This is a genomic window from Telluria sp. AIW5, from assembly GCF_056680575.1.
In genome coordinates, this window is record NZ_CM155289.1 from 4,570,166 (window position 1) to 4,590,753 (window position 20,588).

The following is a 20,588-nucleotide window of genomic DNA, read 5'->3' on the forward strand; positions in this document are numbered from 1 at the left end:
GAGCGCGCGTGGCCCCGGCGAGAAGCCCACACCTGGCGCCGCCACGATTGCCGCCTTGATTCTAAGTACTCACCCATAAAAATATAGCGCTCATGCTGAGCGCACGGAAAAAACGCCACGGAGTCGAGTCCATGGCGCCTTCTGGGTATCGTCAGCCGCGCGGCCGATGTTCTCTTCCCGCCTTCGGGTTACGGCGTCCCGGGCGCCTTGGGCCATACCGCCAGAATATCGATCCAGCCGCCGAGCGAATACCAGTCGCTCCAGCCATTGCTGGGAGCCGTCTGCCACATATGCCAGACAGCGCCGTCGCCGCCGCGCGCGAAGACCTCCATGCGGCCATCATCGTTCGAAGAGACATTGAGCAGGTCGATCCAGCCGCCGAGCGAGTACCAGTCGCTCCAGCCGTTGTTGGGAGCGGTCTGCCACATGTGCCAGACCGCACCATCACCGCCGCGCGCGAAGATCTCGAGGCGGCCATCCGCATTTCTGCCGAGGTCCAGCCTATCGATCCAGCCGCCGAATGAATACCAGTCGCTCCAGCCGTTGTTGGGAGCGGTCTGCCACATGTGCCACACGGCACCATCACTGCCGCGTGCGAAGATTTCTAGCCGACCGTCGGCGTTTCGAGCAACGTCCAGTATATCGATCCAGCCGCCGAGCGAATACCAGTCGCTCCAGCCGTTGTTGGGAGCGGTCTGCCACATGTGCCAGACGGCACCATCACTGCCGCGTGCGAAGATTTCTAGCCGGCCGTCGGCGTTTCGAGCCACGTCCAGAGTATCGATCCAGCCGCCGAGCGAATACCAGTCACTCCAGCCGTTGCTGGGAGCGGTCTGCCACATGTGCCAGAGTGCACCATCGCCGCCCCGCGCGAAGATCTCGAGGCGGCCATCGGCGTTCTGGACCACGTTCAGCCGGTCGATCCAGCCGCCCATCGAGTACCAGCCACTCCAGCCGCCGCCGGGGCTAAGCTCCCAATTGTGCCAGAGAGCGCCGTCGCCGCCGCGCGCGAAGATCTCGAGGCGCCCGTCCTGGTTCGTCGCGACCTCGATCAAGTCGACCCAGCCGCCGAGCGAATACCAGTCGCTCCAGCCATTGTTGGGAGCCGTCTGCCACCTGTGCCACACGGCACCGTCGCTGCCACGGGCGCAGACATGGATGCGCACACCCTGCGCGGACACGATGACCGTTGTCGGCACCCTGAGCCAGGCCTCGTGCGTGATCGCCTGCATCGACGGCTCGTCGATGATGCCGATCGTGTCCCAGGTATACAGGGCATAGCCTGGCGCGTTGCCATCCACCCCGGATGGTACCGAGACGCCGAGCTGCTGCGCCAGCCAGGACATACTGCCGTAGCCACAAAGCGCGACGCTGTGATCCTCATTGGCGTCGGCGTAAAACCCGGTCGCGAACCAGCCATTTTGTCGCCGATAAGCAGTCTGAATCTGATCGGCGGCAATGCCGATCTTCACCGGACCCTGCGAAATTGCATTCTTGAGGATGCCGGCATTGCTCCAATCGACCGACAGTTTGCCGCCATCGTTGTAGGTCTGACCGTCCTGCTGAAAGCCGTCATTCACCATCCAGTCGAGCACCTGGTTGATATAGGCGCCTTCAAGGACTCCATGGCGCGTCGCCCAATTGATGACCTCGCCCTCGGTGATAAAAATCTCCGGCTGATAGCAGGCCTTCGCAAATGCTTCCTCCGCCGTTACGCAGTCTCCGTGCACGTCGTTGCCCCACATCGAGAGCTGTTGCGGGATGACGATGTATTCGGGTGGCGCACCCAATTTGGCGACAAAAGGTTTCGCCGAGGCCAATACCGACCGTGGGGTAGGCAATGCGCCTCGCTTCAGAGTGCTAATCGCAGGCATCGCGTCTTACTCCTTCTGACAATAAGGCGAAAACTGAGCCCTCTACATCTCGAGGGGCCTCTTCCCGCTCCCTGGATCAGACCGCTCTATTGGACAGATCTTATTTGGGCGGCGGGGGCGTACCTGCGGTTCCGACATAGCCCGAACTGGCGTGCGAGCCGGACTTCGAACCGGCGGCAGCGGCGCCTGAGGGCGGCGGTGGCGTACCTGCGGTTCCGACATAGCCCGAACCGGCCTGCGAGCCGGACTTCGAACCGGCGGCAGCGGCGCCTGAGGGCGGCGGTGGCGTACCTGCAGTCCCGACATAGCTCGCACTGGACTGTGAGCCAGACTTCGAACCAGCGGCAGCGGCGCCTGAGGGCGGCGGTGGCGTACCTGCAGTCCCGACATAGCTCGCCGAACCTGACTGATCACTCATAGCTATTCCTCCTGTACTAGTACCTGAACGGTTAGATACTTCCGGGGAGTACGATTCCGATCCTGGTTGGTCGGCGGTTTTTTCGGGCGCGTAGGGTGTGGCGCCGGCCAGTACGCTTCTGGGGGTCGGGAACGCGCCCCGCTTCGGGGTTGGAAGGGTGTTATTCTCTTTCGCCATCGCTCTCTCCAGGAATCCCTTGCATCGCTATTGCAAAATGTAATCGGGAATGCTGACAGCGCACCGACTCGGACGTCCCCGCGAGACTTTCATTCCTTACCTCCGAATGAATAGCGTCTCCCCGCTTCTACTTTTCGGCGCTCAGTGTTATGACCAAACGTTAAGCGGTAGGTTCTCAAAAATGCATGGGGACGTTGAGCTACCGCAAACACAACCTTTGTCGTGCCACAGACCCCAATCTCGACGGCAAATCGGGAGCGCAAGCCGCAATCCCAGTTTCGCTGGACGCGCTTTTATCCAGCGGGTTAGGGAACCGCTGAATTATTCCTGAGCTTGCCTCTGCGAGCCCCGCCGAGCTGGCACAATGTCACATCGCATCTTTTGCCGTCGCATCCATGAAGCAAAGAAGTGAGCGCCTGACTTATAAATGTTGAGTAAAAGTTAAATTCATCAGCACTTCCCTAAGGAAAATGAATTTCTCGAATTGCCATTCAAGGAATTTTTGCGACTTCACAAGCTACGATTCATACAACGGATTTCATGCGTTATAGTCGTCTTATCGGCAAGGACGCATGCAGTCGGTGCGAGGACGTCACGGTGCCTGGCAAAACAACGGGGCGCCGGTTTCACAAATGAGATCGTGTAGCCACCTCGGGATAAAGGTTGATTCGATGAAAACTCGTACACGCGGCGCGCGGTGTCTGTATTTATTGCTCAGCCTGATAACCCTGGCCTTGTCGGCCTGCCCGCCAGCGGCGCTGGCCCAGGCGCCGGACGCTTCCTGGACGGCCTTGCAACAGTCCTACTTCCCCGGCAAGCAACTGGAAGATGCCCCTTTCATCCACCTGACCGCGCCCGCGCGCGCGGCCAGCGGCGACCAGGTTCCTTTCGCTTTCAGCATCGATCATCCGATGACTGCAAAACAGTACATCAAGTCGGTGACCGTGATCGTCGACGCCAATCCGGCGCCCTTGACGGCGGTTTTTCACTTCTATCCCGAGAGCGGCAAGGCGGAAATTGCCACCAGAATCCGCTTCGAGTCCGATTCGCCGGTACACGTGGTGGCCGAGTCGAACGATGGCCGCTTGTATGTGAACGCCATTGTCGTGAAAGCGTCCGGCGGTTGCGGCGGAACGACGCTGGGCGATAATGCGGCAGCGATGGCGGCGGCAGGAAAAATGAAAATGGCGCTCGACGGGCCATTCAAACGCGCAGGCCTCAACAAGGCCAGGCTGTTGATCAGGCATCCGATGTACACCGGCTTGCAGCGCGACCTGTCCACCAATGGATATCGGCCCGCGTTTTTCATCAACAAGATCGAAGTCACCTATAAGGGCAAGCCGGTGCTGACGGCGGACACGTCGATCGGCATCAGCGAAGATCCCTCGATCCAGTTCGGCTTCGTCGCGCAAGAACCCGGGGCCCTGCAAGTGCTGATCCGCGACAGTGAGGGCGCCAGCTTCCGCCACTCGCTGGAGGTGGGAGGCTAGATGCGCACAGGCCTGAAGCGGCGCCCGAACCCCGCGGCCTGGCTGCTGGCAGCCGCTGTCGCTGCCGCCGCTCCGCACCTTGCCGCGGCGCCACTGCGCGTCGATCAAGTCGCGCCGGGCGTGTACGTGCACATCGGGCAGCACAAGGATTTCGAGGATGCTTACGATGGCGATATCGCCAACATCGGCTTCGTGATCGGCACCGACGCGGTCGCGATCATCGATACGGGCGGATCGTATGCCGTCGGCATGGCCTTGAAGGAAGCGCTGCGCGGCATCACCCGGCTCCCGATTCGCTATGTGATCAATACGCACGTGCATCCCGACCACGTATTCGGCAACGCCGCCTTTGCCGATGACGATTCCGCCGGGGCCGGCGCGCCACCGCGATTCGTCGGTCATGCGGCACTGCCTCTTGCGATGGCGTCGCGCAGCGACACCTATTTACGCAATTTGAAAAAGCAATTGGCAGGCGCGGCGCAAAAAAGCACGCTGATCGCCCCCACCGAGACCGTGCAAAATCACCTGGTCCTCGACCTGGGTGGCCGAAAGCTGGAATTGACCGCCTGGCCGAGCGCGCATACGAATACCGATGTGACCGTATTCGACGCCGGCACCGGCACGTTGTGGACGGGCGATTTGCTCTTCATCGAGCGCACGCCCGCCGTCGATGGCGATATCAAGGGTTGGCTCTCCGCCATGGACGCACTGGACAAGCTGCCTGCCGTGACGACGATCCCCGGACACGGCCCCCTTACCCGCGATAAAAACGGGGCGCTGGCCAGGCAGCGCGGCTACCTGACGACCTTGCTGCAAGACGTGCGAAGCAGCATCCGGCAGGGCAGCAGCATGACCGAGTCGATGGCAAGCGCTGCTGCCTCTGAACGGGCGCGCTGGCAACTCTTTGACGTCGTCAACCGGCGCAACGTCAACTTTATCTATCCGGCCCTGGAATGGGAGTGAGCTGATGCGCAGGCGGCATTTTCTCGAACTGGCAGTGGCCGGATCGGCCTGGTCATCCATGGCTGCGGCAGCCGGCAAGCCCGGCCGGGCACGCCCTGCCCTGGGGCGTGTCGTCGTCGTCGGCGCCGGCTATGGCGGCGCTACCGCGGCCAGGTATGTGAGCATCCTGGGCGGCGGGCGCATCGAAGTCATCCTCGTCGACCAGGGCGCCGATTTTATTTCTTGCCCTGTCAGCAACCGCGTGCTGGGCGGCCAGAGAACGCTCGATCAACTCACGTTCGGCTACGATGCGCTGCAGCGACACCATGGCGTGAAGTTCATGCAGGGCAGCGTCAGCGCGATCGATGCGGACAAGTCGCACATCGTGGTGGCAGGGAAAAAACTGGCCTACGACCGGCTGGTCGTCGCCCCCGGCATCGACTTCATCTACGATGCCTTTCCGATGCTCGCCGGCGCACAGGAGTACATTCCCCATGCGTGGAAAGCGGGACCGCAAACGCGCAACCTGCACCGCCAGCTGATCGCGATGCCCGATGGCGGCGTCTTCACGATCGTGGTTCCCCCGCAGCCCTATCGTTGCCCACCGGCGCCCTACGAGCGCGCCTGCCAGGTCGCGTATTACCTCAAGACGCACAAACCCCGGTCCAAAGTCATCGTGCTCGATGCCAATCCCGTGATTACCTCGAAACGCCTCCTGTTCGAACGGGCATGGCGCGACCTGTATCCGGGCATGATCGAATACGTGCCGGGCAGCGAGCTGCAGCACGTCGAGGTGGCGACGAAGACCGTCAGGACCGCATTCGATACGGTGAAATCAAACGTGTTGAACATCATTCCACCCCAGCGCGCGGGCCGGATTGCCCAGGACAGCGGCCTGGCCAATGCCGGGCGGCGCTGGTGCGAGGTCGACTTCGTCACCTACGCATCGAAGGTCCTGCCCCGTGTTCATGTGATTGGCGATGCGATCGAATCGGGCTTGCCGAAATCGGCCCATATGGCCAATGCGCAGGCGAAGACCTGCGCGCGTGCCATCGTCGACCTGATGCTGGGACAGGCGCCCGACCCGGCACCGGCCTTTGCCAATACCTGCTACAGCTTTATCGACGACAGGCAGGCGATGCACATATCGACCCTGTACCGCTATGATCCGGCGAAAGAAAGCATGCAAGCCGACGGCAGCGGTATCCTGTCGGACCATCCATCGGTGCAGGAAGGGGTCGATGCCGATGCATGGGCCCAGCAAATCTGGGCGGATGTCCTGACTTAAACCAGGTCGGCGAATCCGACGCGGTCCGTCGTCGCCGCACGCGCATCCTCGATGCCGATCTTGTGACCGGACAGCAGCCGCTCGAGCGAGGCGTTCATCGTATGGCAGCCGGGATCGCGCCCGCTGTTCATGTGTTCGCGCAGGGCGCCGAGGTCGCCCTCCTCGATCAGGCGCGCCACCGCCGGGCCGGGCGTCAGGCATTCGGTGGCCAGGTGGTAACGGTTGCCGTCGTTCGAAGGCAGCAGCGCCTGGCACAGCACGCCGCGCAGGGCATGCGCCAGCGCCTGGGCCTGGGCGTCCGAATTGCCGAGCAGGCGCAGCATCTTCTGCAAACCCATCTCGGTCGAGCGCGCATGAAGAGTGGCAAGCACGAGGGGGCCCGATTCGGCCAGCGCCAGCGCTTCCTGGGCCGTCTGGGCGTCGCGGATCTCGCCGATGACGATCACGTCCGGCCGCTCGCGCAAGGCATCGAGCGCACCGAGGTAATAACTTTCGACGTCGCCGTCGATGCCCACTTCGCGCTGGGTGATGATGCATTTGCGCTGCGGGATCAGGGTTTCGACCGGGTCTTCGATCGTGATGATGTGGCCCGAGCGGCGCTTGTTGATTTCGTCCAGCATCGACGCGATCGTGGTCGACTTGCCCTGGCAGGTGTCCCCGATGATGAGCACCAGGCCGCTGGTGAGGCGCGCGAATTCCTGGGCGTCGGCGTCGAGTCCGAGTTCGCCGAGTGCGATCGGCTCTTTCGGGAAGCGGCGGATCACACAGCCCAGGCGCTTCTTGCCCTGGAAGGTAAAACAGTTGGCGCGGATGCGCGCCGTGTGCAGGTCGATCGAGCGGTCGAAGGCGCGGTCGGCGATGCGCTCGGCCCAGTTCGGCTCGATGACTTCGAAGAATTCCTCCAGCTCCTCGCGCGTGATCGGCGAATCCGTGACCGCGACCAGGCCTTTCGGCTGGCGCAGCATCAGGGGGCTGTTCTGGTGGATGATGATGTCGGAAAACACCAGTCGCGAGTTCAGCAGGTGCAGGATCTGCTCGACCAGGGTGCCGAAGACCGGATGGTCTTCGTTTTCGACATACGACAGCGTGGGGATTTGCGAGGACTGGTGGAATTCCATCGGGCGTGGCTCTCTTGATATTCGAAGTGTCGTTCAGACAATACCGGCCATTATAGAACCATGCTCATCAGAAATTGCAGCTGCTAGAGAGAAATTTTAGAGCCTATCCCAGTAGACCGGGGGAAGCTGATGGCGATGGCTGGCAAGCGCGGGCAAGGCGCGAGGAGGCCGCATGGCTGGCCATGCAACGACGAGCAACGCAGCACCCGCTTGTCAGACGCGCCAGCAGCGACTCCGGGCTGCTGGGATAGGCTCTCAGCGTCCCCATGCGGCGACGATCTTGTCGCCGAACAGAGTCAGCGCCACGCCAGCCACGACGACCAGGGCGCCCGCCATGCGAATGTTCGACACCTTGCGCACGGCCATCTGCACAAGGCCGAAGTTATCGATCGCCATGGACATGAGCAGCTGGCCGGCGATCACCAGCACCACGAGGTTCAGGAGGCCGATGCGGGGTGCGAGGAACACGGTGCCGAATACAAACGCCGCGCCGAGCATGCCGCCGGTCAGCTTCCATAGCGGCTGCTGGCCCAGCAGCCCGAGCGATTCGCCCACGCCGCCGCGGGCAAAGGCCGCGATGCCGAGTACCAGCGTGCCGACCGAAAACGAAATCAGGGCGGCCACCACCGAGTTGGCATGCAGCGCGCTGGCCAGCTGGCTGTTGACGGCCGCCTGGACCGAAATGAAGATGCCGACGCAAAAGGCCAGGACAAACAAAATCGCATTCATGAATCTCTACCTAACCGGCGCTGCCGCAGCAAAAAGGGCAAGATTGTAGTGGAAGTGGGCCGCGCATGTGCAGCCATTTTCGATGTGGCCGGCTGCCGTCTGTCGCCTTCCTGCGCAGTCTGTCGCAATCCTGTCGCGTCCGGGCCCGTATGTGCTTACATTCCTGTCATCGACAACCGTAAGGACACGATCATGAACAAGACAATCTCCACCTACGCCCGCCGCACCCTGCTGGCCGCCTGCATCGCAGCCGGCCTGGCCGCCACCGCACACGTGGCTGCCGCGCCCTCGTTCTGGGGCGGCGAGCAGGTGCAGGGCAGCGGGCGCATCGTCAAGCAGGCGCGCCAGGTCGGCAATTTCAATGGACTGTCGCTCGGGGTGCCGGGACATGTCGAGCTACGCATCGGCAATGCGGAGGGCCTCACCATCGAAGCGGACGACAACCTGCTGCCGCTGGTCGAGACCGTCGTCGAAGGCGGCACCCTGCAGATCCGCCCGTCGAAGCGCAACCTGAACCTGCAATCGACATCGATCCGCATCGTCGTGCAGGCCCGTTCGATCGAGCGCCTGGCGCTGGGCGGCTCGGGCAGCATCGACGCCGACGCGCTGCGCGCCCGCAAGCTCGACGTCGACCTGGGCGGCTCGGGCACGATCAGGCTGAAAGGCGTCGAAAGCGATGCGCTGGCGGTGTCGCTCGGCGGCAGCGGCGACCTCAAGGCCGCGAGCGGCACGGTCGGCAGGCTGAGCGTGTCGATCGGCGGCTCGGGCGATGTCGATCTTGGACGGGTGCAGGCCAGGAGCGCCAGCGTGACGATTGCCGGCTCGGGCGAAGCGACGGTGTGGCCGCGTAATGAATTGAGCGCGACGATCGCGGGCTCGGGGGACGTGAATTATTACGGCGACCCGCAGGTGAGCAAGTCGAGCGTGGGATCGGGTAATGTGCGCAGGATGGGAGCTGCGCCGAAATAAGCGACACGAACATGGTCGCCGTTGTCGGGTCGGCGCGGGGCGCCCACCCTACGATTGCTAGTGCTGGTGGCCCGCCTGCGGCGCCACATAGGTCAGCGGCTGCACCCGCGCCTCGACCGTTACGCTGCTTTTCTTCTTCGCCGCATCCTGCACGACCAGCGTCACCGGCACGGTCTCGCCTTCCTTCAGCTGGCGCTTCAGGTCGAAGAACATCACGTGGTAGCCGCCGGACGCGAGGTTCACCTGCTGCCCGGCCGGCAGCTCGATGCCGTCGACCTGGCGCATGCGCATCGTGTTGTTTTCCATCGCCATCTCATGCAGCTCGGCGCGGCCCGCGACCGGGGTGCTGACGCCGACCAGGCGCGCCGCCTGCGCCGACTGCACGCGCATGAAGGCGCCGGAGGCCTTCTGGTTCGGCACGGTGGCGCGTACCCAGGGTTCGGTAACGGTGACTTGGGCCAGCGCACTGGCGGAAAACAGGCCGGCGGCCAGCAGGACGGACAGGGATCGGATCATGTTCGGGCTCGGTAAATGTTGGTCGGAGGAGGATGGACTCAGGCGGCAGCGGCCTTGAAGCTCTCGCGCTCGACCAGCACGGTGTCGACGCTGTCGGTCAGCCACAGCTGCCCGTCCTGGATCGTGCACTGTAGCTGCATCGCGCGCTTGGCCAGCTTTTCCAGCGCGGCGCTGGTCTCGGCCGGGATGTTGATGACGGTGAGGTTGCGCGCCCGCTCGAGTTTATTCGCGATGCCCTTCCACCAGATGTGGCTGGTCGCGCTGTAGCAGTACACATACACGTGCTCGGCCCGCCCGCAGGCTTTCAGTAAACGCTTCTCGTCCGGCTGGCCGACCTCGATCCAGGTGTCGATCGCGCCCGTCAGGTCTTTCTGCCACAGGTCAGGTTCGTCGGTATCGAACAGGCCTTTCGTGAACGACAGCGCTTCGTTGGCGTGCAGCGCGAAGGCGAGCACGCGGATCATCACGCGCTCGTCGGTTTCGGACGGATGGCGGGCGATGGTCAGGCCATGCTCCGCATAATAGTTGCGGTCCATGTCCGCAATCTGGATGTCGGCCTTGTAGATGGTCGCTTTGAGTGCCATTGATGCTTCTTTTATCTGAAATTATTTAAAGACGACCGTACGATGGCCGTTTTGCAAAATGCGGTGTTCCACGAACCATTTCACTGCCCGCGCCAGCACCACGCATTCGACATCGCGGCCGATCGCAGTGAGCTCGTCGATCGTCATCGCATGGTCGACCCGCTCGACATCCTGCTCGATGATCGGGCCTTCGTCGAGTTCGCCCGTGACAAAGTGGGCGGTCGCGCCGATCAGCTTGACGCCGCGCGTGTGGGCCTGCGCATACGGGCGCGCGCCCTTGAAGCTCGGCAGGAAGGAGTGGTGGATGTTGATCGCCCTGCCCTGCAACGCGTCACATAAACCTGGCGACAGGATCTGCATGTAGCGCGCCAGCACCACCAGGTCGATCTTGTGCATGTCCAGCAGCTCGATGATGCGTGCTTCCTGCGCCAGCTTCGCTTCTTCGGGCGCACCCGCTGCCAGCGGCAGGTGGTGGAACGGGATATTGTAACTCGCGGCCAGCTGGTAGAACTCCATGTGGTTCGAGACGATCGCCGGAATCTCGACCGGCAGCAGCCCGCTCTTGTAGCGGAACAGCAGGTCGTTCAGGCAGTGGCCGATTTTCGAGACCATGATCAGGACGCGCGGCTTGGCGTGCGCGTCGTGCAGCTGGCCGCGCATCGCGTTCGCTTCGCACAGGGCGGCAAAGGCGGCGCGCAGGTCGGCATCCTGCACGCTCGCGTCTTCCGATGCGAAGTGCACGCGCATGAAGAACAGCTGGGACTCCGGATCGCCGAACTGGGCGGAGTCGATGATGTTGCAGCCGTGTTCGGCCAGGAAACCGGCCACGCGCAGCACGATTCCGCGCTGGTCGTGGCAGGACAGGGTCAGGATGTATTCCGGATGCGTCATGGTGGGAAGGTGGTCATGGTAGAGGTCTCCTGCATTGTCGCATGCCTCGCAAAAACAGCCGGGATCGACCCTGATTTTAAAAACGCACGACCGTCTTTTTTTCGGTATAGTTGGCGGTTCATACCAACACTGAGGGAGACACCCATGACCGAAGCCACCAACGACCAGTTCCTGCTTGCCGCACGTCCCGTCGGCATGCCGAAAGACAGCGACTGGCAGCGCGCCGCCCCGCCCCTCGGCGCACTTGCCGACGGCGAAGTGCGCGTCAAGATCCTCTACATCTCGCTCGATCCGGCCATGCGCGGCTGGATGAACGATGCGCGCTCCTACGTGCGCCCGGTCGCGATCGGCGAAGTGATGCGCGCCGGCGGCGTCGGCGTGGTGGTCGAATCGAAGTCGCCGAAGTTTGCCGCCGGCGACCACGTCATGGGCGTGATGGGCGTGCAGCGCTACTGGACCGGACCGGCCATTGATGCGGGCGCGATGCTGGCGAAAGTCGACCCTGGCATGGCGCCGCTGCCGGCCTGGCTCAACGCCCTCGGCATGCCCGGCATGACCGCCTATTTCGGCCTGACCGAAGTGGGCCAGCCGAAAGCCGGCGACACCGTCGTGGTGTCGGGTGCGGCCGGCGCGGTCGGGATGACGGTGGGGCAAGTTGCCAAACACCTGGGCTGCCGCGTGGTCGGTATTGCGGGCGGCGAAGACAAGTGCCGCTTCGTGGTCGAGGAACTCGGCTTCGACGCCTGCATCGACTACAAGGCCGGTCCCGTGCAGGCGGGCCTGAAGCAGCATTGCCCGCAGGGCGTGGACGTGTATTTCGACAACGTCGGCGGCGACATCCTCGACGCGGTCCTCACCCGCATCAACATGAAGGCGCGCATCGTGATCTGCGGCGCGATCTCGCAGTACAACGCGACCGAAGCAGTCAAGGGCCCGGCCAATTACCTGGCGCTGCTGGTCAACCGCGCACGCATGGAAGGCATGCTGGTCACCGACTATGCCGCGCGCTATCCTGAAGGCGTCGCGACGCTGGCACGCTGGATGAAGGAAGGCAGCTTCAAGAGCCGCGAGCACATTGTCGAGGGTTTCGAGACCTTCCCGTCCACGCTGCTGATGTTGTTCAAGGGCGAGAACCTCGGCAAGCTGGTGCTCAAAGTGGCCGATGCCTGAAAATTAGTGGAGCACGCTTGCGCCAGTCGCTGGCGCAAGCCCCTTGCCCGAATTCCTGCGCGAACTCCCGCACGTTTACGGCGTCTACCGACACTTCACTTTCGTCGAGGACCCCATGAACGCCTTTTCCCTTCCCCTTCCCGACCTGCGCACCCAACTCGGGGCGCAGGTCGATTTCCTGAACCAGGTCTCGCACCACGCATTCGACACCATTCGCCAGCTCAGCGAACTGAACATGCGCACGGCGCGCCAGATGCTCGACGATGGTTTCAAGCTCGGGCATGCGCTGGCAAGCTGCAACGATCCCTTCCAGATGAGCACAGTCGCGCTGCGCGAAACGCAGCCGGCGGCCGAGCACTGGCAGATCTGGCAAAGCGCCCTGATGGGCGTGCTCACCTCCAGCGGCGCGCTCCTCGCGCACGACGCCAACGACGGCAGCTGGCAGGCCGCGCGCCGGGTCGCCGGCGGCGAAGACGTCGGCGCCGCCCACAACCCCACCTGACCCATTCACAAGGAGGAGAAGCCATGGCATCGATTGGCAATCACCCGGATGGGGTGGTGGACGCGCTCGCGCTGCTGCTCGCCGAGCACGACCAGGTACGCCGGCTGTTCGCACGCTGCGAGGACCTGCGCGGCCTGGACGACGCGGAAGAAACGCTGGCCGAACTGGTCGACGAATTGTGCGACGCGCTCATCGTCCACACCATGATCGAGGAAGAGCTGTTCTACCCCGCCGTGCGCGCGGCGACGGGCGACGACGAACTGTTCGACGACGCCGAGCTCGAGCATGCCGGCGCACGCGAGCTGATCAGCCAGCTCGAAGTCATGTACCCCGGCGACGAGCATTTCGACGCCACGCTCGTAGTGCTGGGCGAAGAGTTCGCGCACCACGTGGCGCAGGAAGAAGGCGAGATGTTCGACGCCGCGCGCGCGGCCGGCATCGACCTGGTCGAGCTCGGACACCGGCTGGCGCTGCGGCGTGCCCAGCTCGACGACGACATGGCCGCGCCGCCCGGCAGTTTCGAGGCCCCCGAGCCGCACGACGGCAGGCGCACGCCGCCGCGCGCGCCGGACTGAACCCATGGTGCGCGGCTGCCCCCGCAGGCGCCGCAGGAAGGCTTGCAAAGGGGCCTGCAAGCGGCGTCCACAAACAGGCGGAACTAACACAGGCGCGGTGTCTCTAACCGGACGAGCGCAGCAATGTGCGTTCACTTCCACTTCACTGCAGGGCAACCAGGAGAACGACATGGCGACAGGCAAGGAGAGCGGCAAGGGCGCGGGCAGCCCCGGCAGCGCGCAAAAGAGTGGTGGCGGCAGCGGCAGCGGCCCGGCCAAGCGCGGCTTCGCGGCGATGGACCAGAACCAGCAGCGCGAGATCGCCAGCAAGGGCGGCCAGGCGGCCCACCAGAAAGGCACGGCGCACGAATTCGATTCCGAAGAAGCGCGCCGCGCGGGGCAAAAAGGCGGGGAGGCGGTCAGCCGCAACCGTGCGCACATGGCCGATATCGGCCGCAAGGGAGGCGAGAGCCGGCAGTCGGCCAGCCGGGCGGCGGCGAGCGGTGCGGCAGCTACTGGCGATGCGGCGGCCAAGGGCGGCAATCGCCAGGGCGGCAAGGAATAAGCCGCAGGCCTGCCGGCAAGGCGCGATGGGGCGAAGCTTCGCCCCATCGTTTTCTGATCGCGGGCCCTGCCTGCGGCGGAGGCACGGCTGTGGTACATTCTGCGCCCCATGCCTGAACTCCGCTACCTCACCGCCTATCCCGACCAGCTGCGCCAGCAGGCCGCCACCCTCCTCGGGGAAGGACGCCTGGGCGCCCTGCTGCGTTCACGCTACCCAAGTCCGCATGGCCTGCGCACCGACCGCGCCCTGTACGACTACGTGCAGGACCTGAAGATTGAGCACCTGCGCAACGCCGACCCGGTGGCGAAGGTCGCCTACGACAGCAAGATCCACGTCGTTCAGCACGCCCTCGGCCTGCATACGGCGATTTCGCGCGTGCAGGGCAGCAAGCTCAAAGCAAAGCACGAAATCCGCATCGCCAGCGTGTTCCGCGACGCCCCACTCGAATTCCTGCGCATGATCGCCGTGCACGAACTGGCGCACCTGAAGGAAAAGCAGCACGACAAGGCGTTTTATAAACTGTGCTGCTGGATGGAGCCGCAGTACCACCAGTTCGAACTCGACCTGCGCCTGTATCTCACGCATATGGAGCAGACGGGCGAGCGGCTCTGGGCGGAAGGCGCCTGAGCTGTTCCGGCCTCGTCCTTACGCCCCGCCCGACGCCACGGGTGACGCGCCGGTCTCCGGCCGCACCCTGATCGCGGCGAAATAAAACAGCACCGAACTTGCCGCCACCCCGAACATCAGGCCCAGCACGATCTGCGGCGCCCCATGCCGGGCCAGCACCAGCGCCCCGATGACGGGACCGGCCGCCTTGGCGAGGAGCGAAGGGCCGGCCATGGCGCCGGAAATCGCACCATAGTTCTCGCTCCCGAACAGGGTCTGCGGCAAGGTGCCGCGCACGATGGTGATCACGCCATTGCTCAATCCGTACAGGATGCAGAAGCAGGCCACCGCCCAGGCCTGGGTGCCGAAGAGGAGGATGCTCACCAGCGCGGCCGGGAGCGCGGCAAAACAGAATTTGCCCACGGTCTGCGGCGCCAGGGCGCGCCCGGCCGTGCGCTCCAGCACCCGCCCCGCCACCTGCATCGGACCGATCAGCATCGCCATCAGCACGGCGAGCCGGGCGCTGTGTCCCAGGTCCTGCAGCAGCGGGATCAAATGGACCGAGAGTGCGGAGAAGACCAGGGTATTGGCCGCGAAGGCCATCGTCAGCTTCCAGAAGGCCGGATGGCGCAGGGCCTCGCCCAGGGTATGGCTGCGCCGCCCCGCCCCCGGCGCTTCGAGCGGCCGCGCGCGCCGGCTGTCCAGCAGCAGGTGCAAGGGCAGGCACACCAGCAACTGCAGCATCGCGTACCAGAAACAGGTTTCGCGCCAGCCGAGCGCGGCGTTCATGGCTTGCGTCAGCGGCCAGAAGATGGTGCTGGCGAAGCCGGCAAACAAGGTCAGGTTCGAGATTACCTGCCGGCCCATACCCGCGAACTGGCGGTTGATCGTGGCGAAGGCGGCTTCGTACAGGCTCATGCCCATGGCCAGGCCGAGTACCGTCCAGGCCGACAGGTAAGCGAGCGGACTGCGGCTCGCGCTGAGTAGAAGCAGGCCGATGCAGCAGAGTACCGATCCCGCCCCCATGACGCCGCGGCCGCCGTGGCGGTCGAGCAGGATGCCGACCGGCGTGGCCGCCAGCCCCGCCACCAGCAAACTCCACGAATAGGCGCCGAACACGAGTCCCGTGCTCCAGCCGAGCTCGTGCTGAATGCCGGGGGCGAGGATGCTGAAGGCGTAGTAGAGGGAGCCCCAGGAGATGATCTGGGTCGGGGCAAGGATGCTGATGGTGCGCCACTGGGAAGTCATCGGTCCTCTTCAATGAAGGCGGTGCTCGCCGCGGCAATTGCACGGCGCCAACAGCATCATAGCCGGATTCCCGACGAGCCTCCTTCCCCTGACAATTCGACATTTGTTGAATTGTCGTATTGCTTCCGGTATCATGTGTCCATCTTTTTCAAGCGGAGCCGTGATGGATACCCGAACAGCCTTGGCAGCGCTCTCGGCGCTGGCACAGGAAAGCCGGCTGGCCGTGTTTCGCCTGCTGGTGCAGGCCGGCCCGGCCGGCATGGCGGCCAGCAGGATTGCCGAACAGCTCGACATCGCGCCCTCCTCCTTGTCCTTCCACCTGAAGGAACTGACGCACGCGGGGCTGCTCGCCGGGCGGCAGGACGGACGCTTCGTGATTTATTCGGCGAACGTGGACGCGATGAACGGCCTGGTCGGCTTCCTGACAGAGAACTGCTGCGGCGGCGTGCCCTGCGGTGTGCCTGCGGCGACAAACTGCCAGCAATCATCCTGAACGAACAAACGACACATGAACATCCTGTTTCTCTGCACGGGCAACTCCTGCCGCTCGGTCCTCAGCGAAGGCGTCTTCAACCACCTGGCACCCGAAGGCCTGCGCGCGATGAGCGCGGGCAGCCAGCCAACCGGCTGGCTCCATCCGCGGGCAGTGGCGCTGCTGCGGCGCAAGGGCATCTCGACCGAGGGCTATTTCAGCAAATCGTGGGACGACTTGCCGGTAGTGCCCGATATCGTCGTCACGGTCTGCGCCAGCGCCGCCGGCGAAACCTGCCCCGCCTATCTCGGGCCGGTGCTGCGCACGCACTGGGGGCTGGATGACCCCAGCCACGTCACCGGCACCGACGAAGAGATCGAGGCAGCCTTCGAGCGCACCCACGACATCATCCTGGCACGCACGCAAGCCTTGCTGGCGCTGCCGCTGGAAGCGTTGAAGAACGACCCCGCACGCTTCAAGGCGGAGCTGGACCGCATCGGCACGATGCTGCCCTAACGAACCCGCGAAGAACCTTGTGCTGACCGCTTCCCTGATTTTCCTCGCCACCCTCGTCCTCGTCATCTGGCAGCCGCGCGGCCTGGGTATCGGCTGGAGCGCCAGTGCCGGCGCCGCGGCCGCCCTGCTCACCGGCGCGATCCACGTCTCCGACATCCCGACGGTCTGGCACATCGTCTGGAATGCAACCGGCGCCTTTGTCGCGATCATCGTCATCAGCCTGCTGCTGGATAAAGCCGGCTTCTTCGAATGGGCGGCCCTGCACGTGGCGCGCTGGGGCAAGGGCAAGGGCCGGCGCCTGTTCGTGCTGCTGGTCCTGCTGGGAGCAAGCGTGGCGGCATTGTTCGCCAACGACGGCGCCGCGCTGATCCTCACGCCCATCGTCATCGCCATGCTGGCCGCCCTGCGCTTTTCGCCGCAGGCCACGCTGGCCTTCGTGATGGCGGCCGGCTTCATCGCCGATACCGCCAGCCTGCCGCTGGTGGTGTCGAACCTGGTGAACATCGTATCAAGCGACTATTTCGATATCGGCTTCGCGCGCTACGCGGCGGTGATGGTGCCGGTGAACCTGGTTTCGGTGGCCGCGACGCTGGCAGCGCTGACCTGGTGCTTTCGCAAGGATATCCCGCTTGAATACGACCTCGCCCAGCTCAGGCGTCCGCAGGAGGCCATCGTCGACCGCGCCACCTTCCTCACCGGCTGGTGGGTGCTGGCCCTGCTCCTGGTCGGCTTCTTCTGGCTCGACGACGTCGGCATCCCGATCAGCGTGGTGGCCGCGGCCGGCGCGCTCCTGCTGCTGGCGGTGGCCGCGCGCGGGCACCGCATCTCGACACGGGCCGTGCTGCGCGGTGCGCCCTGGCAGGTGGTCGTGTTCTCGCTCGGGATGTACCTGGTCGTCTACGGCCTGCGCAACGCCGGCCTGACCGATGCCCTGACCGCCCTGCTGGATCGCTTTGCCGCGCACGGCGTCTGGGGCGCGGCGCTCGGCACCGGTTTCGTCACCGCGATCCTGTCCTCGGTGATGAACAACATGCCGACCGTGCTGGTCGGCGCGCTGGCGATCGATGCGACCTCCACGCACGGCGTGGTGCGCGAAGCGATGGTGTACGCCAACGTCATCGGCGCCGACCTCGGGCCGAAGATCACGCCGATCGGCAGCCTGGCCACCCTGCTCTGGCTGCACGTACTGTCCACAAAAGGCATCCGCATCTCCTGGGGCTATTATTTCCGCATCGGGATCGTGCTGACGCTGCCGATCCTGTTCGTCACCCTGTGCGCACTGGCCCTGCGCCTCTCCTGAGAAAAGACGACCATGACTTCCATCCCGAACCTTCCCAACCTCCAGCGCGAACTGGTGGACATCCCGAACGACGCGAAGCTGGCACCGGCCGGCGCCATGGACCACCCGCCCCGCATCCTGCTGCTCTACGGCTCCCTGCGCGAGCGCTCGTTCAGCCGCTTCCTCACCTTCGAGGCCGCGCGCATCCTCGAGCACTTCGGCGCCGAGGTACGCATCTTCGACCCGATGGAATTGCCGATGGCCGGCAGCGTGCCCGAGACCCATCCGAAAGTGGCCGAGCTGCGCGCGCTGTGCCTGTGGTCCGAAGGCCAGGTCTGGTGCAGTCCCGAGCGCCACGGCGCGGTGACGGCGGTGATGAAGAACCAGATCGACTGGATCCCGCTCGAGCAGGGCGCGCTGCGCCCGAGCCAGGGCCGCACGCTCGCCGTGATGCAGGTCTGCGGCGGCTCGCAATCGTTCAATGTGGTCAACACGCTGCGCCTGCTGGGACGCTGGATGCGCATGTTCACGATCCCGAACCAGTCCTCGGTGCCGATGGCCTACAAGGAGTTCGACGAGGATGGCCGCATGCGGGCATCGAGCTACTACGACCGCGTGGTCGACGTGATGGAAGAGCTGGTGAAGTTCACCCTGCTCACGCGCGGCCGCACCGATTACCTGACCGACCGCTACAGCGAGCGCAGCGAACGCGCACGCAAGGCGATCGACCGGCAGTTGCAGAAGATCTGACGACCTGCGGACACGCTGGGCGTTCCATTCGATGCAAGTTTCGTTGCCGAATCACAACGGTTAGCGCGACCCAGTCCGTTTCCATTCGCAAATATATCGACTTTCGAGGGGTCGCTCGCTTACAGTCCAATCCGAGGCGTGCGCGATGTACGCAGCCGGCTCCCGCCGGCGACCAGGCTGTTGCGCGCTGCCCGTCCGCGCCGCCGCAGGCCAGACCCGATTGAGAGCGATTCATGTTTTTCCCACCCACTGCCACCACCCTTCCCGCCTGCGCGGGCGCCGTCCTGTTTGCGCTCGGCGGCGCCGCTTGCGCCGAAACGGCGGCGCCGGCCTGGAAGTTTTCCGGTTTCGGCACCGCCGGCTTCGTGCACTCCGACGAGGGCCAGGCAGACTTCACCGCCTCCATCCTGAAGGGCAGCGGCGCCGGGCGCACGGCAAGCTGGAGCCGCCATGTGGACAGCAAACTGGGCGCCCAGGTCGACCTGGCGCTCGGCCCGCGCTGGTCGGCCGTGCTGCAAGTCGTCACCGAGCAGCGCGCCGACAACAGCTACCAGCCACGCGTGGAATGGGCCAACATCAAATACCAGGTGACGCCCGAGCTGGCCCTGCGCCTTGGCCGGATCGCCCTACCGATATTCATCGCCGCCGATTACCGCAAGGTCGGCTACGCCTATCCATGGGTGCGCACGCCGGTCGAGGTGTATGGCGTCCTGCCGCTGAGTAACAGCGACGGGGCCGACCTCAGCTGGCACTGGAACGGCGAAGCGCTGCGCAGCACGACCCAGGTGTTCTACGGCCGCACCGACGTGCCACTGTACGACGGCGCGCGCCTGCGCGGCCGTGACATCGCCGGGCTCTCGCACACGGTCGAACAGGGCGCCTTCAGCGCCCGCGCCTCCGTGATCACGAGCCGCCTGTCGGTCGACCTGTTCGGCGAGCTGTTCGCCGCGCTCGACGGCTTTGGGCCCCAGGGCCGCGACATCGCGCGCCGCCTGCGCATCGACGACAAGCGTGCAGCGGCCATGAGCATCGGCCTGAACTACGATCCGGGCCAGTGGTTCGTGATGAGCGAAGCCGGACGCAGCAAAGTCGACGGTTATCTCGGCAGCACGCGCTCGACCTACCTCAGCGCCGGCTGGCGCCACGCCAACCTGACGCCATATGCCACCTGGGCCCGCGTCTGGGGCAGCCCGCCGGAAGGCGCGACCGCCCTGTCGCTGGCCGGCCTGCCGGCGCCGTATGCGGCCGCCGGCGCCACGCTCAATACCGCGCTGGCGACGATGCTGCGTGCGGTACCCTCGCAGTCGACCTTCGGGGCCGGCCTGCGCTGGGACCTGGCGTCGAACATGGCATTGAAGCTGCAGCACCAGCGCGTCACGACCAGGCGCGGCTCACGCGGCATGTTCATCAATACGGTGCCGGACTACCAGTCCGGGCACACGGCGCAGGTGACCAGCGCTGCCCTCGACTTCGTTTTCTGAGGGACGGCATGCGATTTAGACGTACGCGGCTGCTGGCCGCCCTCCTCATTTCCTTGTGCGCCGGCCGGGCGCAGGCCGACGACCTGGTGGTCGTGGTCTCGGCGCGCAGCCCGGTGGAAGCCTTGCGGCCCGACCAGGTGGCGGCGATCTTCCTCGGCCAGGCGCCGCGCTTTCCGAACGGGCGGCTGGCCACCGCGCTCGACCAGCCGATCGGATCGCCCGAGCGCGACCAGTTCTACCTGCGCGTGGCGGGCAAGACCCCGGCCCTGCTGAAGGCCTGGTGGTCGAAGATGGTGTTTACGGGCCGCGGCCAGCCGCCGCGCGAACTGGCCGGCAGCGCCGAGGTGCGCAAGGCGGTGGCCGACGACCCGGCCCTGGTCGGCTATATCGAACGCGAAGCCCTGGACCCGTCGGTGCGGCCGGTCCTGCTGCTGCATTGAAAGGAGCTC

22 protein-coding genes are annotated in these 20,588 nt (G+C 64.8%); 15 read left to right on the top strand and 7 right to left on the bottom strand.

Annotated features, from left to right (window positions below):
• Positions 1–188: 188 nt before the first annotated feature.
• Positions 189–1,874: a PLL family lectin gene (locus tag AC1MEM_RS20200; protein ID WP_499473544.1), complete on the bottom strand. Its 1,686-nt coding sequence runs from the start codon at positions 1,872–1,874 to the stop codon at positions 189–191.
• 1,167 nt (positions 1,875–3,041) lie between these two features.
• On the opposite strand from AC1MEM_RS20200, the gene AC1MEM_RS20205 reads away from it, so the two are divergent.
• The 3 genes from AC1MEM_RS20205 (at position 3,042) to AC1MEM_RS20215 (ending at position 6,189) form a co-directional block, all read left to right on the top strand.
• On the top strand, positions 3,042–3,959 hold the full coding sequence (locus tag AC1MEM_RS20205) for a quinoprotein dehydrogenase-associated SoxYZ-like carrier (RefSeq protein WP_499473546.1): 918 nt from the start codon (positions 3,042–3,044) through the stop codon (positions 3,957–3,959).
• Between the two features lie 120 nt (positions 3,960–4,079).
• Positions 4,080–4,922 (top strand): quinoprotein relay system zinc metallohydrolase 2, encoded by an 843-nt coding sequence (locus tag AC1MEM_RS20210; protein WP_499473548.1) that lies wholly within the window; start codon positions 4,080–4,082, stop codon positions 4,920–4,922.
• A gap of 4 nt (positions 4,923–4,926) precedes the next feature.
• Entirely contained in the window at positions 4,927–6,189 is a 1,263-nt protein-coding gene (locus tag AC1MEM_RS20215; RefSeq protein ID WP_499473550.1) for an FCSD flavin-binding domain-containing protein, read from the top strand.
• Here the strand turns inward: AC1MEM_RS20215 and AC1MEM_RS20220 are convergent.
• Together AC1MEM_RS20220 and AC1MEM_RS20225 are read right to left on the bottom strand one after the other, a co-directional pair.
• Positions 6,186–7,307 carry a type IV pilus twitching motility protein PilT gene (locus tag AC1MEM_RS20220; RefSeq protein ID WP_499473551.1) on the bottom strand — a complete coding sequence of 374 codons (1,122 nt, stop codon included), beginning with the start codon at positions 7,305–7,307 and terminating at the stop codon, positions 6,186–6,188. The two genes, AC1MEM_RS20215 and AC1MEM_RS20220, sit on opposite strands and share 4 nt — an antisense overlap.
• 255 nt (positions 7,308–7,562) lie before the next feature.
• Positions 7,563–8,036, bottom strand: a complete 474-nt coding sequence (locus tag AC1MEM_RS20225) for a DMT family transporter (protein WP_499473553.1) — start codon at positions 8,034–8,036, stop codon at positions 7,563–7,565.
• Positions 8,037–8,228: 192 nt separating this feature from the next.
• Between AC1MEM_RS20225 and AC1MEM_RS20230 the strand changes: the two genes are divergently transcribed.
• Positions 8,229–9,005 (top strand): head GIN domain-containing protein, encoded by a 777-nt coding sequence (locus AC1MEM_RS20230; RefSeq protein WP_499473555.1) that lies wholly within the window; start codon positions 8,229–8,231, stop codon positions 9,003–9,005.
• A 57-nt stretch (positions 9,006–9,062) separates the two neighbouring features.
• On the opposite strand, the gene AC1MEM_RS20235 is transcribed toward AC1MEM_RS20230, so the two are convergent.
• Genes AC1MEM_RS20235 through purU form a run of 3 tightly spaced genes read right to left on the bottom strand, consistent with a single transcriptional unit; the run spans position 9,063 to position 10,996 of the window.
• Complete coding sequence (locus AC1MEM_RS20235) at positions 9,063–9,521, bottom strand: copper chaperone PCu(A)C (RefSeq protein WP_499473557.1); 459 nt, start codon at positions 9,519–9,521, stop codon at positions 9,063–9,065.
• 38 nt (positions 9,522–9,559) lie between these two features.
• On the bottom strand, positions 9,560–10,105 hold the full coding sequence (locus AC1MEM_RS20240) for a YaeQ family protein (RefSeq protein ID WP_499473559.1): 546 nt from the start codon (positions 10,103–10,105) through the stop codon (positions 9,560–9,562).
• Positions 10,106–10,126: 21 nt separating this feature from the next.
• Entirely contained in the window at positions 10,127–10,996 is an 870-nt protein-coding gene (gene purU, locus AC1MEM_RS20245) for a formyltetrahydrofolate deformylase (protein ID WP_499473561.1), read from the bottom strand.
• Between the two features lie 144 nt (positions 10,997–11,140).
• Here purU and AC1MEM_RS20250 point away from each other — a divergent pair, with 144 nt between their 5' ends.
• The 5 genes from AC1MEM_RS20250 (at position 11,141) to AC1MEM_RS20270 (ending at position 14,414) form a co-directional block, all read left to right on the top strand.
• Positions 11,141–12,166, top strand: a complete 1,026-nt coding sequence (locus AC1MEM_RS20250; RefSeq protein ID WP_499473563.1) for an NADP-dependent oxidoreductase — start codon at positions 11,141–11,143, stop codon at positions 12,164–12,166.
• Positions 12,167–12,281: 115 nt separating this feature from the next.
• The gene (locus tag AC1MEM_RS20255; protein ID WP_499473565.1) at positions 12,282–12,668 is read left to right on the top strand and encodes a phasin family protein; all 387 of its coding nucleotides are present in this window, start codon (positions 12,282–12,284) and stop codon (positions 12,666–12,668) included.
• 23 nt (positions 12,669–12,691) lie between these two features.
• Positions 12,692–13,243, top strand: a complete 552-nt coding sequence (locus tag AC1MEM_RS20260; RefSeq protein ID WP_499473567.1) for a hemerythrin domain-containing protein — start codon at positions 12,692–12,694, stop codon at positions 13,241–13,243.
• A gap of 169 nt (positions 13,244–13,412) precedes the next feature.
• Positions 13,413–13,787 (top strand): KGG domain-containing protein, encoded by a 375-nt coding sequence (locus AC1MEM_RS20265; RefSeq protein WP_499473569.1) that lies wholly within the window; start codon positions 13,413–13,415, stop codon positions 13,785–13,787.
• 108 nt (positions 13,788–13,895) lie between these two features.
• Complete coding sequence (locus tag AC1MEM_RS20270; protein ID WP_499473571.1) at positions 13,896–14,414, top strand: YgjP-like metallopeptidase domain-containing protein; 519 nt, start codon at positions 13,896–13,898, stop codon at positions 14,412–14,414.
• Positions 14,415–14,432: 18 nt separating this feature from the next.
• On the opposite strand, the gene AC1MEM_RS20275 is transcribed toward AC1MEM_RS20270, so the two are convergent.
• Entirely contained in the window at positions 14,433–15,641 is a 1,209-nt protein-coding gene (locus tag AC1MEM_RS20275; RefSeq protein ID WP_499473573.1) for an MFS transporter, read from the bottom strand.
• 163 nt (positions 15,642–15,804) lie between these two features.
• On the opposite strand from AC1MEM_RS20275, the gene AC1MEM_RS20280 reads away from it, so the two are divergent.
• From AC1MEM_RS20280 to AC1MEM_RS20305, 6 genes are all read left to right on the top strand, one after another.
• Positions 15,805–16,134: an ArsR/SmtB family transcription factor gene (locus AC1MEM_RS20280; protein WP_499473575.1), complete on the top strand. Its 330-nt coding sequence runs from the start codon at positions 15,805–15,807 to the stop codon at positions 16,132–16,134.
• Between the two features lie 15 nt (positions 16,135–16,149).
• Positions 16,150–16,629 (top strand): arsenate reductase ArsC, encoded by a 480-nt coding sequence (locus AC1MEM_RS20285; protein ID WP_499473577.1) that lies wholly within the window; start codon positions 16,150–16,152, stop codon positions 16,627–16,629.
• A gap of 19 nt (positions 16,630–16,648) precedes the next feature.
• Positions 16,649–17,929, top strand: coding sequence for an arsenic transporter (locus AC1MEM_RS20290; protein ID WP_499473579.1), 1,281 nt, complete (start codon positions 16,649–16,651; stop codon positions 17,927–17,929).
• A 12-nt stretch (positions 17,930–17,941) separates the two neighbouring features.
• The gene (gene arsH / locus AC1MEM_RS20295; RefSeq protein WP_499473581.1) at positions 17,942–18,658 is read left to right on the top strand and encodes an arsenical resistance protein ArsH; all 717 of its coding nucleotides are present in this window, start codon (positions 17,942–17,944) and stop codon (positions 18,656–18,658) included.
• A gap of 233 nt (positions 18,659–18,891) precedes the next feature.
• Entirely contained in the window at positions 18,892–20,139 is a 1,248-nt protein-coding gene (locus AC1MEM_RS20300; RefSeq protein ID WP_499473583.1) for a hypothetical protein, read from the top strand.
• Between the two features lie 8 nt (positions 20,140–20,147).
• Positions 20,148–20,579: a phosphate ABC transporter substrate-binding protein gene (locus tag AC1MEM_RS20305; protein ID WP_499473585.1), complete on the top strand. Its 432-nt coding sequence runs from the start codon at positions 20,148–20,150 to the stop codon at positions 20,577–20,579.
• Positions 20,580–20,588: the final 9 nt, after the last annotated feature.